This is a genomic window from Marivirga tractuosa DSM 4126 (assembly GCF_000183425.1).
Taxonomy (GTDB): domain Bacteria; phylum Bacteroidota; class Bacteroidia; order Cytophagales; family Cyclobacteriaceae; genus Marivirga; species Marivirga tractuosa.
In genome coordinates, this window is record NC_014759.1 from 2050989 (window position 1) to 2074877 (window position 23889).

A 23889-nucleotide genomic window follows, 5' to 3' on the forward strand; every position below is an offset into this window, starting at 1 on the left:
ATGCAAATTATCGTGAAATGTCTGCGCTTTTTCCCAAACCTCCACCCCCGAGACAGGAGGGCATGTTTGCCAATTCCATCACCTTACAAGATAAAAGACTCTTAAAAAGCCCCTTGTCAAAATGACTCAGGGCTTTCCAATTATCCATTGTTTCAATCTTTACAAACCGTTTGTTTGCCTTTGGCTGTAAGGGGAGGATTCGAACCTCCAAAGAGTAGTTAGGCAACAGTTTCCACGATAAACTACAACTAAGCAAATTATCGTGAAATGTCTGTGCTTTATCCCAAACCTCCACCCCCGAGACAGGAGGGCATGTTTGCCAATTCCATCACCTTACAATATCTAATCTTCCAGGCACTTTTTACCTTTCTGATATTTCAAAGGTAATAAAAACATCAATACGTTAAATATTATTTAATAATATTTGATAATAAATACAGTATTCGTAATTTTATTTATATTTGTTTACTTTATCAATAATTACAGACTTACAAATCCATGGAAAATTATCAACTTGATAATACCGATTTAGCCATATTAAACATCTTGATGCAGGATGCTCGTAGGCCCTTCACTGAAGTAGCTGAAGAAGTATTTGTTTCGCCTGGCACAGTGCATGTTAGAATGCGAAAAATGGAAAAATTAGGTTTGATTAAAAATTCACAGTTGCAGGTGGACTTATCTAAACTTGGCTTAGACGTAACTGCCTTCTTGGGTGTTTACCTGCAAAAAAGTTCTTTATATGATGAGGTGGTAGCCGCTCTAAAGGCAATACCCGAAATAGTAGATTGTCATTACACCACAGGAGCCTACTCTATGTTTGTGAAAATAGTTTGCAGAGATACTAATCACTTAAAAAATATACTACATGACTTTATTCAACCTATAGAAGGAATTGAAAGAACGGAGACTTTTATATCTTTGGAGGAAAGTATAAATAGACAAGTTCAATTAAATAGGAAATAAATGCTCAACTACATCATCTGGAACCCCGATGGAACTTTAATCGATTTTGGCTTTTACCAATTAAGATGGTATTCAGTCCTCTTTGGATTGGGCTTTGTTTTAGGCTATCAATTTGTAAAATGGCGTTTCAAAAGAGATGATGTTAGTACAAAACTGCTGGATAATCTTGCAGTTTATTTGGTAGTAGGAACCATCATCGGTGCCCGATTAGGACATTGTATTTTCTACGATTGGGATTACTATCAAAACCATTTATTGGAAATTCTGCTACCTTTCAGTTTTTCTCCTTCTTTCGAATTTATTGGTTATCGTGGATTGGCGAGCCATGGCGGAGGTGTAGGTGTTATTGTTGCTCTGTTAATTTTTGCCTGGCGAGAAAAAATCTCCAAACTCTGGATTTTGGATACCATTGCCTTAGTGATTCCTTTGGCTGCGGTTTGTATTCGATTAGGTAACTTAATGAATTCTGAAATTTACGGTAATCCCACCAATGTAAGCTGGGCTTTTATTTTTAAAAATATTGACAATATTCCACGTCACCCAGCACAATTATATGAAGCCCTCTCCTATTTAGTGATATTCGGAATATTATTTTGGTTAGACAAAAAGCAAAAATTCCAAAAAGGTTTTACTTTAGGGTTGATGCTAGTTTTAATGTTCACAGCTAGATTTTTTATAGAATTCGTAAAAGCAGACCAGTCTGCATTCGAAGCCAATATGGCTCTTAATATGGGGCAATGGCTAAGTATTCCTTATGTTATTTTAGGATTAGTATTTATTTGGTTTGGGGTGAAGAGGAGATATTAATTCTACTTGGCACACGCGACACGCATGCGCCAGCGGAGTAAGCAATTCATAAATACCATATACTGCCTGTTTATGGCTCCATAGGAGCCTAATTATGGTAACTTTAAACTATAGACATTTCCAAAGCTCCGTAGGAGCGACCTTATTGCCTAAAAAGTTTCAATAAAATCATAGTCTTCTTTTTTAAAAGTCATGTTTAAATGAGACTCTCATTGAGAACTTGGGGCTAATTCATATCTCATAAGGTCGTTCCTCTGGAACTTATGGTAAATAGTGAAGAATATCCGAAAGTTAGCGCACGCGTGTCGCGTGTGCTTAGGTAGACTTGCAATACGTACTTAAAACTCAATACCATTCCAAAATAAATCTTTCCCAAAACCAAACAATCCTCTATGCTATTTTGTAAATTAGCAGGTTATAAATTTAGAGAATGAGTTTAACGAAAGAAGCAGATCATAAAGTCAAAAATACAACCACAGCCAGTCAGGAAGAATACATTGAAGTAATTGGCGCCAGGGAGCATAATCTTAAAAATATAGATATTTCAATTCCTCGTGATAAGCTTGTTGTTGTGACTGGAATTAGCGGCAGTGGCAAATCAAGTTTAGCTTTTGACACCATTTATGCGGAAGGGCAAAGACGCTATATGGAAAGTTTTTCTGCCTATGCCCGCTCTTTTATTGGAAATATGGAGCGTCCTGATGTAGATAAAATCAACGGACTTTCTCCTGTTATTTCCATAGAACAGAAAACCACCTCTAAAAACCCGCGCTCAACGGTTGGGACTCTTACAGAAATTTATGACTTTTTGCGTGTGCTCTATGCACGTGCTGGAGAAGCCGTTTCTTACAAAACAGGTAAGAAAATGCAGCGCCAAACGGAAGATCAAATTATCGGGCATTTAATCAGTGAATTTCCTGATGCTAAATTGAGCATATTAGCACCAGTGGTAAAAGGTAGAAAAGGACATTACCGAGAGCTCTTCCAGCAGATACGGAAAATGGGCTTTACAAAAGCTCGTGTGGATGGTGTGATTCTGGAAATTGATGCCCGCATGCAGGTAGATCGATACAAAACACATGATATTGAGATTGTAGTGGATAGGATTGTAGTCAGTGAAAAAGACAAATACCGCATCACTCAATCGGTGAAAACTGCCTTAAAGCACGGAAATGGCATCATGATGGTGCGAGATACGGATGGAAACATTCAACATTTCTCTCAAAACCTGATGGATCCAGAAACAGGTTTAGCTTATGATGAACCAGCTCCCAATAGTTTCTCTTTTAATTCTCCTTATGGCGCTTGCCCAACTTGCAAAGGCTTGGGAGAATTAGAAAACATTACCAAAGAAACCGTAATCCCAAATCCGAAATTGAGTATTAGCCGAGGTGGAATCGCACCTTTGGGTGAATACCGAGACATCTGGATTTTTAAGAAAATAGATGCATTACTGAAAAATACTGATGTAAATCTGACTACACCTATCGAAAAATTTCCAGAGGAAGTTTTAGATATATTGCTTTATGGCAGCAAGATGAAAGTAGAAGTCAGTTCCAAAAAATACCCAGGCACGCAGTGGAGTACTAGTTTCGAAGGCATTATCAAATTTTTGCAGAAACAACAGGAAAGCGGTACTGATAAAATGCGGGATTGGCTTGAAGAATATACAGTTATTCAACTATGCCCCGATTGTAATGGTCAGCGATTGAAGAAAGAATCACTTCACTTTCTGATTGACGGAAAAAACATCTCCGAATTGGCGCTAATGAGCATAAGCAAATTAGGAGATTGGTTTGAAGATATTGAAAAAAGACTTTCTGATAAGCAAAACCTTATTGGTGCTGAAGTTTTAAAAGAAATCAGAAAGCGAGTGGGCTTTATGCTGGATGTCGGATTGGATTATTTATCACTCGACCGACCGTTAAAAACACTTTCTGGTGGAGAAGCACAAAGAATTAGATTGGCAACACAAATCGGAACTCAATTAGTAGGTGTTTTATATATTCTGGATGAACCCAGTATTGGATTACATCAGAGAGACAACACTAAATTAATCTCTGCCCTTCAGGATTTAAGAGATTTGGGCAATACCGTGATGGTAGTGGAGCATGATAAAGATATGATGCTGGCTTCGGATTTTATTTTAGATATCGGTCCAGGAGCTGGTCGACATGGCGGAAAGATTGTAGCTGCAGGATCTCCGGAAGAATTTCTAAAGCAAGGAAGCAAGACTGCTAAATATTTAACAGGGGATTTAAAAATTGAAGTCCCTAAAGAAAGAAGAAAAGGCAATGGTAAGAAACTCCAACTCAAAGGAGCTAAAGGCAATAATCTACAAAATATAAATGTGGACTTTCCTTTGGGCACCATGATGTGTGTAACAGGCGTTTCAGGTAGTGGGAAATCAACTTTAATTCACGATACACTTTATCCCATTTTAAATCAGAAGTTCTATCGCTCCAAAAAAGACCCTATGGAACATCAATCCATAAAAGGCTTAGAGCATTTGGATAAAGTAATTGAAGTGGATCAATCTCCTATTGGAAGAACTCCACGTTCAAATCCGGCTACTTATACAGGAGTTTTTACAGATATTCGTGCATTGTTCAGTAATCTTCCTGAAGCCAAAATAAGAGGTTATAAGCCAGGTAGGTTCTCTTTCAATGTGAAAGGCGGAAGATGTGAAACTTGCGAAGGAGCAGGTATGAAATTGATTGAAATGGACTTCTTGCCAGATGTTCACGTTCCTTGCGAGACTTGCAAAGGCAAAAGATACAATAGGGAAACACTTGAAGTTCGCTTCAAAGGAAAATCAATTTCTGATGTATTGGATATGACAGTGGAACAAGCAGTAGAATTCTTCACTAATCAGCCTAAAATTTTAAGGAAAATTCAAACCCTTTCAGAAGTAGGTCTTGGCTATATTACTTTAGGGCAACACGCCACTACACTTTCCGGTGGTGAAGCTCAAAGAGTGAAATTAGCCACTGAGCTATCAAAAAAGGATACTGGAAACACATTCTACATTTTAGACGAACCTACTACAGGATTGCATTTTCAAGACATTGAACATCTGCTAGAAGTTTTACAAAAATTGGTGGATAAAGGAAATACTGTTTTAGTGATAGAACACAATATGGATGTCATTAAAGTAGCGGATTACATCATCGATCTAGGTCCTGAAGGTGGTACAGGTGGCGGCTCCATTGTATTTACAGGGACTCCTGAGAAATTGATCAAAATAGAAAATAGTTATACAGGTAAATTCTTGAAGGCAGAATTAGTGCATTAAAACCCATAATATTTTTAATACCTTCAATATTATTTTTTATATATTGTCGCTATGGAAATGGACGAAGTAACGCTTAACTTCAACAGCGAAAGCTTATTATTATTAAATTTTTTGCTCGGTTTTATCATGTTTGGCGTAGCGCTTGACCTGAGAGTCGAGGATTTCAAACGGGTATTACTCAATCCTAAAGCATCAATTATTGGATTAATATCACAATGGGTGGTTTTGCCTATTATTACCTTAATCTTGATTTTTGTATTTGAGCCAAGACCCAGTATGGCATTGGGTATGATTTTAGTAGCCTGTTGTCCTGGGGGAAATATAAGCAACTTCATAAGTAAATTAGCTGGAGGAAACGCAGCACTTTCTGTGAGCTTAACGGCTTTAACCACCTCAGCAGCAATCTTTATGACTCCATTCAGCTTTGCTTTTTGGTCATCTTTTATTAGCAGTGCTGAGGGACTAAAAAGTAGTATTTCTTTGAACATATGGGACATGTTCTCTACTATAATATACTTGATTCTGATTCCCGTAATACTTGGAGTATCTTTTGCACAATATAAACCTGCAATTGCTCAAAAAATCAGAAAACCAGTTAATATACTATCAATCGTGATATTTGCAGCCTTTGTGGTAATTGCATTCATGAAAAATGCCAACTACTTCTTAGAATACATTCATGTCATTTTTGTGATCGTATTATTTCACAATGGATTAGCCTTTTTAAGTGGCTATTGGATGGCAAAATTAGGGGGCTTAGAAGAAAGCGAACGTAAAGCCATTTCCATTGAAACAGGTATTCAAAACTCCGGTTTGGGATTAGTTTTAATCTTCAACTTTTTTGATGGAATTGGCGGCATGGCCATCATTGCCGGCTGGTGGGGTATTTGGCATATTGTAGCTGGATTGATAATAGCCTTTATTTGGTCGGGGAAGAAGGTGCTTGTTTAAATAAGATAAAATTTTAATATCAAAAACAGCAATCTGTCGTATCCAGCTTATTTTTTTGCTCTTATTTATTAGTAGCTTATTGATTAGCTTACTACTTTGTGGAATTCACAAAAAAAGCCAAACGAATTCGTTTGGCCTTTACTAGAGTTATTTCTTGCTCCTTATAATATCATGTATTTTCTTTTTTAAGCTTTACAAGTTCGTATGCACAAGGAATCACTATCAAATTCAGTATGGTAGCTGAGAGTAAACCTCCTAAGATCACTACCGCCATCGGACTTTGAATTTCATTGCCTGGCTGGCCACCTTTCAGGGCAAGCGGAATCAAAGCCAAACCAGTCGTAAAAGCAGTCATTAAGATTGGATTCAAACGATCCAATGCGCCTTCTTTCAATAATTGAAAACCTGCCAAACCTTCATTTCTCAATTCCTCATATCTGGACACTAATAATATCCCATTCCTTGTAGCTATACCGAATAAACTAATAAAACCTATTGTTGCGGCTATGCTAATGATTCCACTGGTGAAATACACTATTAAAATTCCTCCAATCAAAGCCAAAGGTAAATTAATCAAGACAATAAAGGATAATTTGAGATTTTTGAACTCAAAGTACAGCAATAAGAAAATGACCAAAATAGCAGCTAATGCAGTAATCATCAGCATCTGAGAAGCCTTTTCTTCACTTTCAAATTGGCCTCCATACTCTACTCTGTAGCCTTCAGGCAATTCAATATTTGCCTCTACAATAGTTTGAATTTCATTCACAACACCTCTCAAATCTCTACCCTGAACATTCGCTGCTACCACTATTTTCCTTCTCACATCTTCTCTTGAAATAGTATTAGGGCTACTCACCGAAGCGACTGTAGCTAACTGATTCAAAGCGATCTGTCCACCATTAGGCAAACTGATCAAGGCTGATTCAAGCGCTGCTTTATTATCTCTTGTTTCTTCCTTGAAACGGACAATGAGATCAAAATACTTTTGCCCTTCATAAATTTCTCCCGCTTTCTCTCCAGCAAAAGCAATATCCACTTGCTGCATTAAATCACCGACCGTCATGCCATAAGCTGCCAGCATTTGACGTTTGGGCATAATGCGGATCTGCGGCACTTCTATTTGCTGATCTACGGCCACATCCGCTATTCCTTCAATGCCATTAATATTATTTTCAACAGCTTTACCAAGCTCGAACAATCGTTGCAAATCATCGCCAAAAATTTTAATAGCGATATTGGCGCGAGTTCCGGAAAGCATATGATCTATTCTATGTGCTATCGGCTGGCCAAGCGTAATATTGACACCTGGCACCACACTAAGCTTAGTCCGTACCTCTTCAAAAAACTGTTCTTTACTCTTTTCTCCCAATGTAAACGGCACATCTATTTCAGCAGCATTGACCCCTTGAGCATGTTCATCCAGTTCAGCTCGCCCCGTTCTTCTTGTGACGACCTCTACCTCTGGCATCTCTAAAAGTAGCTCTTCTATCATTTTACCTGTTTTATTACTTTCTTCTAAAGACATTCCGGGCACTCCAACAGCACTGATCACCAAGGAACCTTCATTAAATTCAGGTAAGAAACTTCTGCCTAACTGACTAAATAGAATTAAACTGCCAATAAAAACACCAACAGTTAGACCTATAATTGTCTTGGGATATTTCAACACAGCTTTTAAAACACCTGCATATTGGGCCCGTAACCAGCGCTCGACTTTTGTTCCTTCGGCTTGCTTTTTCAGCACCTTCTCACTTTTCAGCAAATAAGAACACAAGACTGGTGTGAGTGTCACCGCCACTACTAAAGAAGTCAATACCGAAGTGATAAAAGCAATCCCCAGTGGTTTTAATAAACGACCTTCCATACCGCTTAAGAAAAACAAAGGCACAAAGGACACGATAATAATGAGTGTGGCTATGATGATGGAACTACGAATCTCCACCGAAGCATTTTTCACTACTGTCAGTGTAGCTTCTCTTTCCGCTTTGGGCTTTCGTATATTTTCTCTTAATCGCTTAAATACATTTTCTACATCAATAATAGCATCATCCACCAAAGCCCCAATTGCAATGGCCATACCTCCCAAACTCATAGTATTAATCGTATAGCCCATCAACTTGAGCACTATAATAGAAACTAATAAGGAAACCGGGATGGCTAATAGAGAGATGAGTGTGGTTCGCCAGTTCATCAAAAAGATAAACAATACAATCACCACAAAAAAGGCTCCTTCCAATAAGGTTTGATTCAAATTGTCAATCGAAGCTTCAATAAAATTCGCTTGCCGGAAAATATGGCTTTTGATTTCTACTCCTTTTGGCAGCGTATTTTGCAAATCAAGAATGGCAGCATCCAGGCGTTCCGTTAATTCCAAAGTATTAACATCGGGTTGTTTTGAAATGGTAAGAATTACTGCCGGATTCGCATTTAAAGAAGCATCTCCAATTTTATCCGCAGCGCCTACTTTTACTTCGGCAACATCTTTAATTTTGATGGATTGCCCATTTACACTTTTTACAACCGATTCCGCTAATTGCTCAATAGAATAAGCACGTCCGCTTCCTTTGATGATATATTGATTTCCATATTCATTCAAAAAACCACCAGGTGCATTCACATTGCTTTCCTCTACTTTTTTCAGTAGTTCAGCAAGGCTGATATCATAATATTTCAGTTTTTCAGGATCAGCCATCACCTGATATTGCTTATAGTCACCTCCGATAACCACCACATTAGCAATACCTCCAATTGATTTAACTCGAGGTCGAATCGTCCAATCAGAAAGTGTCCTTAGCTCCATAGGCGATAAGCTGTCTGAGCGAACGCCTAAGAGCATCACCTCTCCCATAATGGATGAAATAGGTGCCATGGTTGGAGCACTTACACCCGATGGTAAATTTTCACGCACCATCGGAATTCTTTCACTTACAATCTGTCGGGCTCTGTAAATATCCGTTCCCCATTCAAACTCTACCCATACAATGGAAATACCCGCTGCCGAAGAAGATCTAATCCTTCTTACATTGGGAGAACCATTCATCGCAGTCTCTAACTGGTAAGTAACCAGTTTTTCTACCTCTTCAGATTCCAGCCCATGGGCTTCCGTTAAAATGGTCACCGTGGGGGCTGTCAAATCAGGAAATACATCCACATTCATATTACGCGCAATGTATAGACCCGATAAAGTCAATAAAATAGCTGCCAAAAGAACCAAAAGACGGTTCTTAAGGGATATTTCTAATATCTTATTTAGCATTCTTGAAATTTTGAATTATCAGTTTTGAATTTTGAATCAAATGGTTCATTTGTTTTGAGATGTTTTTACGATTGATGTTAGAATCCTAATAAGCTCCTCATTTTTCGTGAGTAATTCATCAACTTCTATCTGTACTACTTGACTATGCTTAATAAGTCTGAGCCAGTATTTTGTCTCTCGGGCTTCCTTGGATGATATGGACATTTTATGTGTAAAATCCTTTTTACTAAATCCAGCCATCGCTTCTTCGATATTCGCACCGATACTTGTTCCGCTTCTCAAAAGTTGTTTTGATAGCACATATTCGTTTTGAGCAACCATTTTTTTGTATAAATCGACCACCTCCAAGGCAAAATCAAATGACTTCACAAGTATGATATTTTCCTTTTCCATTATTCAAGGATTAAAAATTCAACTTTCAACATTAATTAATGTGAATGTCCGTGTGCAGGCGCTTGTCCAGACATGGAAGCCATTTTCACCTGATAAGCTCCTTTGCTAACCACTACTTCTTCAGCAGATAAGCCTTCCAAAACCTCCACTTCATTTCCATTGCGGTTACCAACGACAATATTTCTCCTTTCGAAACTTTCACCAGAAAGTTGAACCATCACAGAAAATTGACCATAATCTTCTAAAAGGGCACTGATTGGAATAACCATACTTTCTTTTCCCGATCCTACGGCTAACTGGGCAGCGGTAAAACTTCCTTCAGGCATATTCACTTCTTCCGCTACCGAAGCAAAAACAGAAAGTAATGGATCACTTGGTGCAACCTCTCTACTTTTGGTAAGTATGCGCCCTCCAGTCTCTTTTAAGCTTGACCATTTGTTTGAGCTGGGCTGATACCAGATATTTTGAATATGGTCTAAGGCTACATTTGTTTCAGGGCTTAGCTGAACTTCTAGTAATGATCCTTTGTGTTCAGCTATGCTAAGGAGTTTTTCACCCTGCTCTACAAAGCTGCCATTTTCAACCACTAATGATTTTACATAGCCATCCATTGGTGCCAAAATCTGCTTTCCTCCAGACCTAAAGCTCTTCGCCAAAGTCTCATAATTGGTTTTTGCTATCTTGTAGCGCTGCTTTACAGCTTCCCACTCAGACTTAGGAACAATTTCATCTTCAAAAAGAGATTCTTTTCGTTCATATTCTGATTTTGCTTTATCGTATTCTGCTTTAGCTTTTTGGATTTCAGCATTCAGATTATTAGTGGTTAAACCAGCACTGCTTACGGTCATGAGCAATTCTCCTTTCTTGACCTCAGCTCCTTCCAGCAATGAATTTTCTAGAAAATCTACTTTCCCAGAAGCTGGCGCTACTAGGCTTTGATAAGCATTCGGATCTACCATCCACTTACCCGATGTTGAGATGGTTTCATAAATAGTTTTTAACTCAACTTGTGTGGTCTGAAATTCCATTTTCCAGGCTTGCTCCTTAAGAAAAGTAATCGCATTTCCATCTTCACTAGCTAATCCTTCAGCATTTTGCGCTTCCTCTATACTTTCAAAGACTTGAATTCCTTCTATCGCTATTCTGTCAGAATAGCTTGGAGTTTTTAATTCAAAAATCAAAGTATAAATACCTGCAGCTTTAGGTTGTAAGGACGGAGTGAAGATACCAGGGGAAGATGGTGCTTCTACTGTATGTCGTATCCCTTTTCCTCCTTTTATCAAACTCACTGTCACATTACCTTCCTTAACCGCTTGATGTTGATCCATCTCGGTAAAATGAGCAGCAAAGCGACTGGTCTGACCCGCTACTAAAACTGGGAACTCTACAAAAAGCTCCGTGCTTTTTGTCCACACAGTATAATCTACTGATGGTCTATTTCCTTCGTCAGCTGCATGACCACCATTTTCATCGTGTGCATGACCATGATCTTCCGTTGACTGGCAAGAAAATGCCAGCAACGAAAGGAATATTACTATATATCGCATATCTCTTCTGTTTTTTATTGATTAATGATCGTGATGCTCGGAACCATCCTCATGCTTATGAGTACCGGATTGTTTCATTTCTGATGAGTCCTCCTCCACGGTGAATTCTTCTTGTTCATGATGTTCTTCATGTTCATGTCCGTGATCGCCTTCAGTCCCTTCATGGCTGTGGCCATGAGCCTCTTCAGTATGCGTTGCAGATTCCGAATCATGCGCATGGCCATGGTCGTCTGATTCTGATTTTTTGCTTGAACAAGCAATAGCGAATAAAAAAGTAAATGCGAGTATTATATTTCTGATTTTCATAATTCTTTGATTTTAAATTTTACAATTGGTGTTTTAATAATTGAGTTTGCGATATATGTAATTCATACTGCATCCGCAGCATTTCATCATATGCTTTTCTGTAGAACTGCAATTCCGCAAAATAATCCAGAAATGACAGTTCACCTGATTGATAAGCTTTGTAAAGTAATTCATTACTATTCAAGGAATTTAGCGTGCTTTCATAAGCCTCATATTTTTCCTGCATGAGCTGATACTGGTTATACTGCTTTTCAAAATCAGTGTAGCGCTGAAAAGTCTCAGCATTTTTAAATCTCTCCTGATATTGAATTTCTGAAGCTGCTGCCTTCACCTTATTCCGATTACTCCACAACGGAATACTAATCCCTGCATATAATCCTGAAAACCGCTCACCAGGAATACCTTGGCTGTTAAACCCTGCCGTGATATTCGGAAGCGCTTTATTTTTTGCAAGTTTCAGAGTCTGTTGCGCAATGAGCTGTTCTTGCTCCAACTTCAAGAGCGCTGGATCTAAAAGTAGTTTTTCCTGCCAAATACTATCTCTTTCTGAAACCTTTAAAGAATTTTCATAAGTATCAGCAGTGAATGCAATGGGCTCATCACCATTTAGGCTTTTTAATTGCAAAGCCACAGCATTGAGTTCATTCTCAAGTTCCTGAATTTTAAATTGATCCTGAAGCCAGGCAACTTTTGCCTTATTCATCTCCATTATCCCTACTTGCTCCTTAGCAAAGAGTTCCTTAACCTGCTCAAAAACCTTTTCAGCCTGTTCAAGCCTGGTTTCTTCAATTGCTATTTGCTTTTGTAGGTAGATCAAATGCTGACAGAATTCTTTAGCTTGAGCTAAGACTTCTTGCCGTTTTGACTTATAAACTAATTCTAGCTTTGCTACTTTTTCATCAATCAAATTTCCTCTCGCGCCATAAACAGTGGGAAATTCAATCGTCTGACTAAGCTGAAATTCGGTATAATTAGCATCTGTATGATCAGCAATCGGTAGATAAAAAGCACCAAATTGAGGATCCTCTAGATTATTACTGCTTCTCAAAGCAAGCTTTTGACTGTTCAAATAATCGGCAAAAGCTTTTAATGATTTATTATTTTGCTCTACCTGCGTTAGCACACTTTCTATAGTAGGCGTCTGCGCATATGCCAGTCCTGAAAGCGTACAACACCAAAGTATGAACACAATTATTTTATACATTTTATATAATTTTAATGTAGTCTGATAAGTATTTTTACATCATGATTGATGTAGGCTATATTATTTTATAGCCGTCTGAATCAAACTTTAGAGGGAGGGCCTCTGAGTGGATTAATGGATAAATTGACCGATTCATAAGGACGGATTAAAGCATTAAAGCCCTGTTTTAAATCTGCTTCCCTATGAGGAACTACAATTTCAACCTGTCCAAAATTCTGAATTAACTTTTGATCAAGCTGTTTTTTTGACTTTAAGGGTTCTAATAATAAAGGAGTGTACTGATGTGTATGATTGGTCGATGAATGCCCATCAAGTAAGACTTGAAGGAAATTTAAATCTTGCCAATCTTGTGAGCTATCCTCATGTTGTTGGGTTTCATGCTGATGACTTTCATGCTGATGATTATGATCATGCGAATTATGATGAACTTCATGCTCCGTATCAGTGCTATGCTGGTGTTGATGATGCACGTGCGGGAATGCATTATGCCCCAATGCGAACAGCAATACGCTTAACAGTAGAAAGGCTTTTATTTGTTTAAATAAATTCATCAGATTCAAATGTAAGAATTTGAAACTTGTATTCATAATAATTGCTTGCAAAGCGCAATTAAGCAAGTTTTAATAATTATCAGAATTAATATATTTACTAAAACTGGTGATGGATTTTTGATTTAAAGTAGATAGGGGCTATAATTTGACTCTAATTAGTATTGGAAAGTAAAATATCTCGGTGTATTGAAATTGTTGAGGATAACCTTTTTGGACTAAAGGTAAATTTATTTAATCCCAACTACTTTTTACAACTCCTCATAATCCACATATTCACCACCTTTGAAATTCCCACCGGTTCTTTTCCCTTTCTGATTGGGAACGTGGTCAATATTAATCCCATCTTTAGTGGTTCTACCCTTGTTGTTTTGCTTATATTGTCTTTCTTGAGCTGCTTTATAAGTTCGCCCTAAAAACAACCTAAACAGAAATCCTCCTATTTTGAAAATAAGATATCCTACCAAAAAAAGGATTAATAAAAATTTAAACATAATATTTGTTCCTTATGGCTTATGCCAAAATTTATTTCTTACTATACAAAATAACAAATTCCCACTACTAAAGTTTCAAATTTAGCAGTAGGAATTTGTCATTCTATATCTACTACCTACTCAAGTAAAGGTTTCGTTCTGAAACAATTTTAAGGAAATAATCATCCATCAAATCATCAATGAAATAGATGGATTCACCAGTTGATTTCATCTCTGGACCTAATTCCTTGTTTACATTCGGGAATTTATTGAATGAGAAAACAGGTTCCTTAATTGCATAACCCTTTTTAACAGGATTAAAATTGAAATCCTTCACTTTTTTCTCGCCCAACATCACCTTAGTTGCATAATTTACATAAGGCTCTTGATAAGCTTTGCAAATGAATGGCACTGTTCTGGACGCTCTTGGATTTGCCTCGATGATGTATACTATATCATTTTTAATGGCAAATTGAATATTGATCAAACCTTTAGTCTCTAAAGCTAAGGCAATCTTTTTTGTATAAGTTTCGATTTGTGTTAAAACAAAATCCCCAAGATTATATGGAGGTAAAACCGCATAAGAATCACCAGAGTGAATTCCAGCAGGCTCCACATGTTGCATTACACCAATAATATAAACATCTTCACCATCACAGATTGCATCTGCTTCGGCTTCAATTGCACCATCTAAGAAATGATCTAATAAGACTTTATTACCAGGAATATCTCTAAGAACATCTACTACATGCTCTTCCAACTCTCTCTCGTTGATCACGATTTTCATTCCCTGTCCACCTAGTACGTAAGAAGGTCTAACCAACATTGGGAAACCAATATCTTTAGCCATTTCTAAAGCATTATCCGCATCTTCCACTACCGTAAATTTCGGATAAGGAATGTCATTATCGGCCAACAATTTAGAGAATGAACCTCTATCCTCAGCTAAATCTAAAGCATCAAATGAAGTTCCGATAATATTAATACCATATCGGTTTAATTTTTCAGCCAATTTCAAGGCAGTTTGACCTCCCAACTGAACAATTACACCTACTGGCTTTTCATGTAAAATGATATCATAAATATGTTCCCAGAAAACAGGCTCAAAATATAATTTATCAGCCGTATCGAAATCGGTAGAAACCGTTTCAGGATTACAGTTGATCATGATGGTTTCGTAACCACATTCTTTTGCAGCAAGCACTCCATGGACGCAAGAGTAATCAAATTCAATTCCCTGTCCAATTCGGTTTGGACCTGAACCTAAAATGATCACTTTCTTTTTACCACTATCAACTGATTCGTTTTCCTCTTGGAAGGTAGAGTAGTAATACGGAGTTTGCGCTTCAAATTCTGCGGCACAAGTATCAACCAATTTATATACTCGCTTGATGCCCATTTCGTGACGTTTCTTATAAACTTCGCTCTCCAGACACCGAACCAAGTGTGCAATCTGCCTATCCGCATATCCTTTCTGCTTCACCTCCATCATCAATTCCTTAGGAATATTATCAATGGAGTATTTCTCCACTTCTTTTTCCAATACCAACAGTTCTTCGATTTGCTCCAAGAACCACTTATCTATTTTAGTCAGCTTTTGTATCGTTTTGAAAGGGATTCCTAACTTAAAGGCATCGTAAATATGGAATAATCTGTTCCAGCTTGGATTTTCTAAGCTGTAAAGTAATTCGTCTTGTTTTCTAAGCTCTTTTCCATCAGCTCCCAATCCATTTCTTTTTATCTCGAGAGATTGACAAGCTTTTTGTAAGGCTTCCTGGAAATTTCTTCCAATTCCCATGGCTTCACCAACTGATTTCATGGAGAACCCTAATCTTCTGTCAGAACCTGGGAATTTATCGAAATTCCAACGTGGGATTTTTACGATTACATAATCTAAAGAAGGCTCGAAGTATGCTGAAGTGGTTTTGGTAATCTGATTTTTGAGCTCATGTAAATCATAACCGATAGCCAATTTCGCAGCTATTTTGGCAATTGGATAACCCGTTGCTTTTGATGCCAGGGCAGAAGAACGAGAAACCCTTGGATTAATCTCAATCCCTATTATATCATCATTTTCTGGATTTACAGCAAATTGCACATTACATCCGCCTGCAAAATTACCAATTCCTTTGATCATTTTGATGGCCAAATTCCTCATCTCCTGGTAAACAGTGTCTGGCAAGGTTTGAGCCGGGGCAACTGTGATAGAATCTCCGGTATGAACACCCATTGGATCAAAATTCTCTACAGAACAGATCACAATTACATTCCCTATATTATCTCTAAGAATTTCTAACTCATATTCTTTCCATCCCAAAATACTTTGCTCAATTAGCACTTCATGAATTGGTGAAGAATGAAGACCATCCTTCAATGCGTTGTCAAATTCAGCCGGGTCTTTCACAATTGAGCCTCCAAGCCCCCCAAGGGTGAAAGAAGAACGAATCACTAGAGGAAATCCTATTCTTTGAGCTATTTCTTTACCTTGCAAAAAGGAAGTAGCTGTTTCTCCTTCACAAACACCAACACCCAATTCTTTCATTTTTAAGCGAAAAAGCTCTCTATTTTCAGTAGTATCAATTGCATCAACATCAACACCAAGCATTTTCACTTTATATTTATCCCACACGCCTGCTTTATCGCATTCAATGGCAAGGTTCAGTGCGGTTTGACCACCCATGGTAGGCAAAACCGCATCGATGTCGTGCTTCTCTAAAATTTCAATGATTGACTTCTTAGTCAGCGGTTTCAAATAAATATTATCGGCCGTAACCTCGTCTGTCATGATGGTAGCAGGATTAGAATTGATAAGTGTTACTTCAATTCCCTCTTCTCTCAAAGAACGAGAGGCTTGTGAACCTGAATAATCAAATTCGCAAGCTTGTCCGATAATGATTGGACCTGAACCGATGATGAGTACTGACTTAATACTGTTGTCTTTAGGCATGAGCTTTTTTATTTGTTTCGGGGCTAAATAAATTGGGCAAAATTAAGATGATAAATCCGAAATCGAAAGGAGTTGGTCAATCAATCTGATGATAAATTTTGCTTTCTATCATAGAATGATAGAAAAGGGCTTTTCTTTTTAAATTAAATTGATGCTTTTCGAAATGCGAATCAAAATCTACTAATTCATCTATATTCAAATTTGCGGTCAACTTAAAAAACACATACATGATCTTGATCAGTAGTTTTTGCATTCTATTTTTAGGATAAAAATCTGTTTGAATCCATTTCCCCTCTTTTTTTAGTGATTTTTTAAGTCTATCAAGAAGCAAATCTAAGCCTGTTGCAGTAAAGCAATCTAATACAAAAGGGGTCATAATGTAGTCAAAATCATGTTTTGGTATCCACTTCAAAACATCACCTTGAATAAAATCTACGGAAGCTGTAGATACCACTGTTTTGGCTTTAAGAATCATTGCTTCTGAGAGCTCTAAGTAGGTGATTTCATGACTAGATTTAAATTTCTTCAAGATTTCGCCCGTACCACCTCCTATTATTAGAACTCTGGCATTGGGCGGAATTTCCTTTAGGAAACAAGAAGTAGCATCATCGATTCGATTACCAAACACTACTCTTTTTAAAAAATCATAGATTCCAGCTACTTGGTCAAAATTAGCCATCTATAATTATGATTTCGATGAGGGGAAGTACGAACACAATATCACCAATAACCCTGTACCATTCTTCTTGCCTTAACACCACTTCCTTGCTAAGAACCATTGCCAAAACGGATGCCATCAAAATAAACATTGCTTGATAATCGAGTAATTCTTCAGCTTCGAAAAATAAAAAAGAAGATGACCAAATAAGAGCGAAAGCAAAAAGTAGAAATAAGATAACCTTACGCGAAAAATCAGCTCCTTTTACTGTAGCAAAGGAATTAAAACCCAATTTTTTATCAACCTTATACTCTATCATATTGAACAATATAAGATTAATACTGGCCAGTATAAACAATTGAACCCAGAAGTAAATAAGAATTGGGGGGATATTTTGAATGTAGGCAAAGGTGGGCAAACAAATTCCAGTAGCATAAACTAAGGCAATAAACCATTCTTTACCCCAATAGACCTTTTTACGAATAAAATGTATGAATACCAGGTAACAGAAAACAGAAAATCCTAATGCAAGTCCATAGCCTATTAAAAACGGCTCCAAATTTTGAAGTAAAAAAATTAAAACCATGGAGACTATGGCGATTAAACCAAAAATGTAAGGTGCATTTTTATAATGGATTATATGCCTAAATAAGGCGTCCTGAGATTTTATTTTTCTGGCATCTAACAAATGGTCAATTGTGTAGATCAACCAAACTGTTAATCCTAAAGCCAGAATTGCAGATGAAGGAATATCTGCATTAAAATAATTACCAATCCAACGAGCACTAATAACAGCACCTGCCACTACATCTAAACTAAAAGCCCTGATATATTGGTAAAATTTTGAAAACATTAACGCAAAAATAGAATAAATCTAAGAATTAATTCATTTCATCGAGTTAATTCTAGATTTCAACGAATAAAAAAGGCGATTATGTTTCCATAACCGCCTTGAATTTCTTTTAGAATCTAAATAATTAGATCTTTTCTTTAATCCTTGCAGATTTTCCTTTTCTACCTCGTAAGTAGTACAATTTAGCTCTTCTTACAGAACCTTTTCTCACTACTTCAATTTTATCGATAGCTGGAGAAATCAAAGGAAATATTCTTTCAACAGCAATTCCACTTGAAACTTTTCTAACTGTAAAAGTAACAGAATTACCAGAACCTCTTTTTTGTATTACAGCACCTTGGTATTGCTGAATACGTTCTTTGTTTCCTTCTTTAATTTTCACGTGTACGTTCACAGTATCACCTGCCTTAAAATCAGGAAATTTACTTACTGCTTCGTGATATTCTTTTTCAATTTCTTTGATCAAATCGCTCATGGCTCTTTCTTTTTTCCGATAATGGTTTCGGTACTTGCCCGAAAAATGGAGTGCAAATATAAGGATAATTTTATTCTTTGCATCCCTAAACTATATTTTTTTATTCTTTTTTCAATAAATCTGGCCTACGCTCTTCTGTTCTCTTCACCGCTTGCTCAAATCGCCACTTTTCTATATTGGCCGCATGGCCGGATAACAATACATCAGGTACTTTTAAACCTTTAAATTCTGCTGGTCGACTATAAACCGGTGGAGCTAACAATCCATCTTGATAGGAATCTGTGAGCGCTGAAGTTTCATCTGACAAAACACCTGGCAATAATCTCACTATTGCATCCGTCACTACAGCTGCTGCTAATTCTCCACCAGATATCACATAATCACCAATACTTATTTCTTTGGTTATATAATGTTGTCGAACTCTTTCATCAACCCCTTTATAATGCCCACATAAGATCAATAGATTCCCCTTAAGCGCTAGTTGATTTGCTAAAGTTTGGGTAAATTGTTCTCCATCTGGACTCATATAAATCACTTCATCGTAAGTCCGTTTAGATTTCAAATCTTCTATAGCCGCTGCAATTGGTTCAATTTGCAAGACCATTCCTGCACCACCACCGTAGGCATAATCATCAATACTTCTTTGTTTATGAGTTGAATAAGCTCTTAAATCATGAACATGGATTTCAACTAATTTCTTTTCCTGAGCACGCTTTAAAATACTATCAGAAAATGGCCCTTCTAACAACTTTGGCAAACATGTGATAATATCAATTCTCATCAGGCTTCTCCTCCTCTTCCATATACAATTCCAACAAGCCTTCAGGCAGACTTACCTTTAGTAAGGAGTTTTCTCTATCCACATTCAAAATCACATCATCATTAATTGGAATAAGCACTTCCTTACCCTTATAATCCATCCCGATTAAATCTTGATGCCCTGCTTCAAACACCTCCTTAACCACTCCAAGCATACCCTTTTCGGTATCTTCGATTTGAAAACCGCTAATTTCATGGAAATAAAATTGATTTCCAGTTAACTCTGGCAACTCCGTTAAAGGTAAATGAAGAGTAGATCCTCTTAAAGCTAAAGCACCCTCTTTGTCTTCAACATCCTCAAACTTTACTAAAGCTTCTTTATTTTTAAGTTGGATATGCTCAATAAAAAAAGGAACCAGTTTTCCGTTTTGCAACAGGAATACTGATTCCAATTCTTGATAATCTTCTGGATAGTCTGTATCCAGAGAAATGTATAATTCTCCTTTTAATCCATGAGGCTTTAACACCATACCTAACTGAAAGCATTGGTCAAGCTTCATGACAAAAGAATATTAATCTTCTTTCTTTTCTTCTTCAGATTTCTCTTCAGAAGCGTCCGCTTTTGGTGCTTCTTCAGTAGATTCTTCAGCTTTTGGAGCTTCTTCACTTGCTGCTTCCTCAGCAGGAGCTTCCTCTTCAGCTGGTGCTTCTGCAGCTTTTGCCGCAGCCTCAGCCTCATCTTGACGCTTCTTGATAGCTTCTGCTCTAGCTTCGTTCACTTTAGCTTCTGCTTCCAATCTTGCTTTCTTCTCAGCCGCTGCTTTATCTGCTAATGATTTCTCTTTACCTTCAATTGCAGCTTCCTTGTTCTTCATCCAAGCTTCTAACTTTTTATCAGCTTCCTCTTGAGTCATAGCACCCTTGATCACACCAATTTGCAAATGCTTCTTGTAAAGCAAGCCACGGTACGACAACATAGCGCGAACCGTATCGGTAGGCTGGGCACCATTCATCAACCACTGAAAAGCCTTTTCGTTGTCCATATCTATAGCGGCAACAGGCGTATTAGGGTTATAAGTACCAATTTTTTCAATAAAGCGACCATCTCGTGGTGCACGGGCGTCAGCTACGACTACATCGTAAATCGCCATTTTTTTTCGACCTCTTCGGGCCAATCTGATTTTTACTGCCATTTCTTATTTTGTTTTTAGCAATTGCGAAGGATCACGTCCCTCTTTTAATTAGTCTGCAAAGGTAATGAAAAAGTTTTTAATAATAAATATGTTCAATTAATTATTGAATAGAGAGCAAAAGGAATAAAGAAACTACTATTTATTCCTCACTTTACAAATTTAAAAAAGGTATGATGATATCAAATTTTGTCCCCTTATACCTTTCAGAACTCATAGTAATAACTCCTCCTAACTTTTCAACTGTTTCCAAAACGATATAGAGGCCTAAGCCAGAGCCAGTACTTCTTTCAGTAGCACGATAAAACATTTTAAAAACCTCTTCCTGCTCATTTTTTGAAATCCCTATACCATTATCTTCAATAATAATGTGTGCACTCTTGGAGTTACTCCTAATCTCTATTTTCAAAAAAGGATTTTCTTTCGAATCATCGTAATATTTTAAGGCATTAGATATGAGATTTCTAAATATGATAGCCATTCTTCGCTTATCAGTTTGAAAAATACAGGATTGCTGAATATTTATATTTTTCCTTACTCGTTCATTACTATCTAAGAATGATAATTCCTCAATTATATTATCAACAATAGGCTCAAATTCTAATTGATCACACACTACTTCTTTTCTTTCATTACTGGAGAAATCAATAATCTCAGCAATAAAGTCATCTAATCTTTTCACACTCTTCTCCATTTTATCCAGATAAAGTTCAATATTTTGAGTATCACTTCTGCCTAGATTTATTAAACCTAAAAGAGAAGCTAGAGGAGATCTTAAATCATGAGACGCACTATAAACAAAGCCATCAAGCTCGCTATTCACCTTCATTAATTTTGTATTCATCTTTTCAATTGCATTTACTCGCCATTTATAAATGAGATAAATTAGAAGAATGATTATCGCCCCAAAAAGCAGGTAAAACCAAATGGTTTCGTAAAATGCAGGCTTAATAACGAAATGGCAAATGGCTATTGGTGTAGTCCAATCCCCTTGATTATTGGTAGCATAAACTAAAAATTGATACTCACCTGGCGCCAGATTTGTATATTCCGCACTCCTATTTCCTGAAATTGTGGTAAAGTTTTTTTCCTGGCCTTCTAATTTATATTTAAATTGAATTGCATCAGGTGATAAGTAGCTGAGAGCAGTGAAATTGAATATATACCGATTACTTTTAGCGCTTAAGATGATATTAGCGGTTTGTTTATAAGTACTATCCTGCGTTTCTAGACTCTCGATGAAAATATTAGGCAAGATCTTATTTTCCTCCATTTTATCTGGAGTTATAACACTTACTCCTCCAACAGTGGGGATAAAGAGCCTTCCATCTGACGACTTTAATGATTGAACAGCACCTGTACACTTCTCATTTTGCATACCATCCGCTTTAGTAATAAGTCGTGTTTTTACCTGATAATCTGGATTTTGCTCAAACTTTTCTAACTCTTCTCTGGCAATATTGATTACACCTTGATTGGATGTGATCCAAATATTTCCATTATCGTCCTCTAACCAATCAAACATGCTAATTGCATCAAAGGATTTCTCAAAATTCAATTTAACAACCTCTTTGTCTTTAATTAAATAAATACCAGCAGTGGTTACTGCCCAGAAATGATTTGGCTTATTCACTTGAATATTGAATACAATAATTCCTTCATCATTAGCAGTAATGGAAATATTTCGGATTTCGCCCTTCGAATTTAAAATGCTCACTCCTCCACTATTGGTACCAACATATAAATTACCTTCTCCATCTTCTTCTACGCATAAGATGAAATCAGATTTTAACTGGTTCTCCCTATCAAATACCTCCAGGACTTTTTCATCTCGCCATTTAATTAATCCCCCTGACCTGCTAGCTAACCAAAGATTTCCTTTGCTATCCTCCAATATCCTTCTAATATCCAAAGACGGGAGCCCATCTTCCAAACCGAAAAGTTCTTCCTGATCACCATTCTTCTTTAATAAGCCTTTGTAACTGGCAATCCATATAATTCCATTTTTCTGTTGATACACATCTCTTATAGCTGTGGGCTTTATATCTGATTGAATCTCAAATTCGTTTATTTCACCATCTCGCAAGCTATAAATACTTCCATTATCGCTTCCAATAAAATATCCCTGATCTGTGGCTTTAGCTCTAATTACATTAATGCTTTCACTTTCTAATCCATCAAATCGATTATAATTAATAACACCGGTCTCTCTAAGTTGAATAAGGCCATTTCTTCCAGTAGCTAACCAAATACTTCCTTCTCGATCAATGATTACATTATTCGTTCTTGAAACATCTATATCCCCAAAAGATGAGATTAACTCCGATTTTTGTGTTTTAAGGTTTATTCTTGCTAATCCATTGTCCAAGCCCAACCATAAAACCCCATTTTTAGCAGTCACATTATTAACGGATTGGCCATTCAAAAAATCAACAGATTTGAATTCATTTTTATAAAGTAAGTTGAGCCCATTTCTTGTCCCGAAAAAAATAGAATCCCCTACAGCTTTAATCACATTTACACCACTGCTTAAGAGTCCGTTTTCGCGAAAATATTCATTTATAATTTGATTATCACTAATTTCATAAGCTCCATTCCCTTCGGTGCCTATCATGATGTGGCCATTCTTTGTTTCACATAAACTTAATACGGTGGAGGTTTTAATAATGGGATGTTCAAATTGATAAGCACTATCACCTTGCATTATATATAAACCATCATTACTGGAACCAATCCACATGCGACCAGAGTGATCGATAAGAACATTTTGTATGGAAGTAGGGAGTTTACCCTTAGTTACTTTTAGTTGCTCAAAACCATCACTTACATCATATTTTATGATACCGCTACTTTGCGATGAAAAATATAATGCATTGTCAAATGGACTTTGATAAACGGACCTAAACCCACTACTCCTTAGAAATGGTAATTGTGAGGTACTATAAACAGTATTTTTATAACCATCAAATTTCTGAATTCCATTATAAGTGGCCATCCAAATATATCCTGATTCAGATTGTAAAATATCAATTATATTATTAGAAATATTGTTTGATGTTTTGGTCGACCAATCAACAGCCATTAATCTATCAAGCGCAACATTGTCTTGACCCAAAGCTGAGTATAAAATATTTGATAAAAATATCAGAGTAAAAGCACCATATTTCCCCAACTTTTTACTTTTCATCTTGATTTATATGAGAGAACAATAAGATTCCCACAAATTAAAAAGTTTTTCCTAAGTTATCTAAATAATTA

Annotated in this window: 19 protein-coding genes; 4 read left to right on the plus strand and 15 right to left on the minus strand. The window is 36.9% G+C overall.

Annotated features, from left to right (window positions below):
• The first annotated feature begins 498 nt into the window (after positions 1 to 498).
• From FTRAC_RS08605 to FTRAC_RS08620, 4 genes are all read left to right on the plus strand, one after another.
• Positions 499 to 966 (plus strand): Lrp/AsnC ligand binding domain-containing protein, encoded by a 468-nt coding sequence (locus tag FTRAC_RS08605; protein ID WP_013453847.1) that lies wholly within the window; start codon positions 499 to 501, stop codon positions 964 to 966.
• A complete protein-coding gene (gene lgt, locus FTRAC_RS08610; RefSeq protein ID WP_013453848.1) occupies positions 967 to 1773 on the plus strand; it encodes a prolipoprotein diacylglyceryl transferase in 807 nt (268 codons plus the stop codon).
• A 430-nt stretch (positions 1774 to 2203) separates the two neighbouring features.
• Positions 2204 to 5068 carry an excinuclease ABC subunit UvrA gene (uvrA, locus tag FTRAC_RS08615; RefSeq protein ID WP_013453849.1) on the plus strand — a complete coding sequence of 955 codons (2865 nt, stop codon included), beginning with the start codon at positions 2204 to 2206 and terminating at the stop codon, positions 5066 to 5068.
• Positions 5069 to 5119: 51 nt separating this feature from the next.
• Entirely contained in the window at positions 5120 to 6019 is a 900-nt protein-coding gene (locus tag FTRAC_RS08620) for a bile acid:sodium symporter family protein (RefSeq protein ID WP_013453850.1), read from the plus strand.
• 169 nt (positions 6020 to 6188) lie between these two features.
• Here FTRAC_RS08620 and FTRAC_RS08625 read toward each other — a convergent pair whose 3' ends face one another.
• The 15 genes from FTRAC_RS08625 to FTRAC_RS08695 form a co-directional block, all read right to left on the minus strand.
• On the minus strand, positions 6189 to 9278 hold the full coding sequence (locus tag FTRAC_RS08625; RefSeq protein ID WP_013453851.1) for an efflux RND transporter permease subunit: 3090 nt from the start codon (positions 9276 to 9278) through the stop codon (positions 6189 to 6191).
• 45 nt (positions 9279 to 9323) lie between these two features.
• Positions 9324 to 9671 (minus strand): four helix bundle protein, encoded by a 348-nt coding sequence (locus FTRAC_RS08630; RefSeq protein ID WP_013453852.1) that lies wholly within the window; start codon positions 9669 to 9671, stop codon positions 9324 to 9326.
• A gap of 35 nt (positions 9672 to 9706) precedes the next feature.
• Positions 9707 to 11218: an efflux RND transporter periplasmic adaptor subunit gene (locus FTRAC_RS08635; RefSeq protein ID WP_013453853.1), complete on the minus strand. Its 1512-nt coding sequence runs from the start codon at positions 11216 to 11218 to the stop codon at positions 9707 to 9709.
• A gap of 21 nt (positions 11219 to 11239) precedes the next feature.
• Complete coding sequence (locus FTRAC_RS08640; protein ID WP_013453854.1) at positions 11240 to 11524, minus strand: hypothetical protein; 285 nt, start codon at positions 11522 to 11524, stop codon at positions 11240 to 11242.
• Between the two features lie 19 nt (positions 11525 to 11543).
• Complete coding sequence (locus FTRAC_RS08645; RefSeq protein ID WP_013453855.1) at positions 11544 to 12728, minus strand: TolC family protein; 1185 nt, start codon at positions 12726 to 12728, stop codon at positions 11544 to 11546.
• An 80-nt stretch (positions 12729 to 12808) separates the two neighbouring features.
• Positions 12809 to 13279 (minus strand): hypothetical protein, encoded by a 471-nt coding sequence (locus FTRAC_RS08650; RefSeq protein WP_148230056.1) that lies wholly within the window; start codon positions 13277 to 13279, stop codon positions 12809 to 12811.
• A 248-nt stretch (positions 13280 to 13527) separates the two neighbouring features.
• Positions 13528 to 13770, minus strand: coding sequence for a hypothetical protein (locus FTRAC_RS08655; RefSeq protein WP_013453857.1), 243 nt, complete (start codon positions 13768 to 13770; stop codon positions 13528 to 13530).
• 112 nt (positions 13771 to 13882) lie between these two features.
• Positions 13883 to 16696 carry a carbamoyl-phosphate synthase large subunit gene (gene carB, locus FTRAC_RS08660; protein ID WP_013453858.1) on the minus strand — a complete coding sequence of 938 codons (2814 nt, stop codon included), beginning with the start codon at positions 16694 to 16696 and terminating at the stop codon, positions 13883 to 13885.
• Between the two features lie 76 nt (positions 16697 to 16772).
• On the minus strand, positions 16773 to 17375 hold the full coding sequence (locus FTRAC_RS08665) for a class I SAM-dependent methyltransferase (RefSeq protein ID WP_013453859.1): 603 nt from the start codon (positions 17373 to 17375) through the stop codon (positions 16773 to 16775).
• Complete coding sequence (locus tag FTRAC_RS08670; RefSeq protein ID WP_013453860.1) at positions 17368 to 18207, minus strand: UbiA family prenyltransferase; 840 nt, start codon at positions 18205 to 18207, stop codon at positions 17368 to 17370. Before FTRAC_RS08670 ends, FTRAC_RS08665 begins: the two co-directional genes overlap by 8 nt.
• A gap of 124 nt (positions 18208 to 18331) precedes the next feature.
• A complete protein-coding gene (gene rplS / locus FTRAC_RS08675) occupies positions 18332 to 18682 on the minus strand; it encodes a 50S ribosomal protein L19 (protein ID WP_013453861.1) in 351 nt (116 codons plus the stop codon).
• A gap of 100 nt (positions 18683 to 18782) precedes the next feature.
• Positions 18783 to 19463, minus strand: a complete 681-nt coding sequence (trmD, locus tag FTRAC_RS08680) for a tRNA (guanosine(37)-N1)-methyltransferase TrmD (protein ID WP_013453862.1) — start codon at positions 19461 to 19463, stop codon at positions 18783 to 18785.
• Entirely contained in the window at positions 19453 to 20001 is a 549-nt protein-coding gene (rimM, locus tag FTRAC_RS08685; RefSeq protein ID WP_013453863.1) for a ribosome maturation factor RimM, read from the minus strand. Before rimM ends, trmD begins: the two co-directional genes overlap by 11 nt.
• A 12-nt stretch (positions 20002 to 20013) precedes the next feature.
• Positions 20014 to 20634, minus strand: a complete 621-nt coding sequence (locus FTRAC_RS08690; RefSeq protein ID WP_013453864.1) for a 30S ribosomal protein S16 — start codon at positions 20632 to 20634, stop codon at positions 20014 to 20016.
• Between the two features lie 151 nt (positions 20635 to 20785).
• Entirely contained in the window at positions 20786 to 23818 is a 3033-nt protein-coding gene (locus FTRAC_RS08695; RefSeq protein ID WP_013453865.1) for a sensor histidine kinase, read from the minus strand.
• Between the last annotated feature and the right edge of the window lie 71 nt (positions 23819 to 23889).

Coding starts and splice junctions, on each gene's coding strand:
- FTRAC_RS08605 (WP_013453847.1), top strand. CDS start 499: ATGGAAAATTATCAACTTGATAATACCGATTTAGCCATATTAAACATC.
- lgt (WP_013453848.1), top strand. CDS start 967: ATGCTCAACTACATCATCTGGAACCCCGATGGAACTTTAATCGATTTT.
- uvrA (WP_013453849.1), top strand. CDS start 2,204: ATGAGTTTAACGAAAGAAGCAGATCATAAAGTCAAAAATACAACCACA.
- FTRAC_RS08620 (WP_013453850.1), top strand. CDS start 5,120: ATGGAAATGGACGAAGTAACGCTTAACTTCAACAGCGAAAGCTTATTA.
- FTRAC_RS08625 (WP_013453851.1), bottom strand. CDS start 9,278: ATGCTAAATAAGATATTAGAAATATCCCTTAAGAACCGTCTTTTGGTT.
- FTRAC_RS08630 (WP_013453852.1), bottom strand. CDS start 9,671: ATGGAAAAGGAAAATATCATACTTGTGAAGTCATTTGATTTTGCCTTG.
- FTRAC_RS08635 (WP_013453853.1), bottom strand. CDS start 11,218: ATGCGATATATAGTAATATTCCTTTCGTTGCTGGCATTTTCTTGCCAG.
- FTRAC_RS08640 (WP_013453854.1), bottom strand. CDS start 11,524: ATGAAAATCAGAAATATAATACTCGCATTTACTTTTTTATTCGCTATT.
- FTRAC_RS08645 (WP_013453855.1), bottom strand. CDS start 12,728: ATGTATAAAATAATTGTGTTCATACTTTGGTGTTGTACGCTTTCAGGA.
- FTRAC_RS08650 (WP_148230056.1), bottom strand. CDS start 13,279: ATGAATTTATTTAAACAAATAAAAGCCTTTCTACTGTTAAGCGTATTG.
- FTRAC_RS08655 (WP_013453857.1), bottom strand. CDS start 13,770: ATGTTTAAATTTTTATTAATCCTTTTTTTGGTAGGATATCTTATTTTC.
- carB (WP_013453858.1), bottom strand. CDS start 16,696: ATGCCTAAAGACAACAGTATTAAGTCAGTACTCATCATCGGTTCAGGT.
- FTRAC_RS08665 (WP_013453859.1), bottom strand. CDS start 17,375: ATGGCTAATTTTGACCAAGTAGCTGGAATCTATGATTTTTTAAAAAGA.
- FTRAC_RS08670 (WP_013453860.1), bottom strand. CDS start 18,207: ATGTTTTCAAAATTTTACCAATATATCAGGGCTTTTAGTTTAGATGTA.
- rplS (WP_013453861.1), bottom strand. CDS start 18,682: ATGAGCGATTTGATCAAAGAAATTGAAAAAGAATATCACGAAGCAGTA.
- trmD (WP_013453862.1), bottom strand. CDS start 19,463: ATGAGAATTGATATTATCACATGTTTGCCAAAGTTGTTAGAAGGGCCA.
- rimM (WP_013453863.1), bottom strand. CDS start 20,001: ATGAAGCTTGACCAATGCTTTCAGTTAGGTATGGTGTTAAAGCCTCAT.
- FTRAC_RS08690 (WP_013453864.1), bottom strand. CDS start 20,634: ATGGCAGTAAAAATCAGATTGGCCCGAAGAGGTCGAAAAAAAATGGCG.
- FTRAC_RS08695 (WP_013453865.1), bottom strand. CDS start 23,818: ATGAAAAGTAAAAAGTTGGGGAAATATGGTGCTTTTACTCTGATATTT.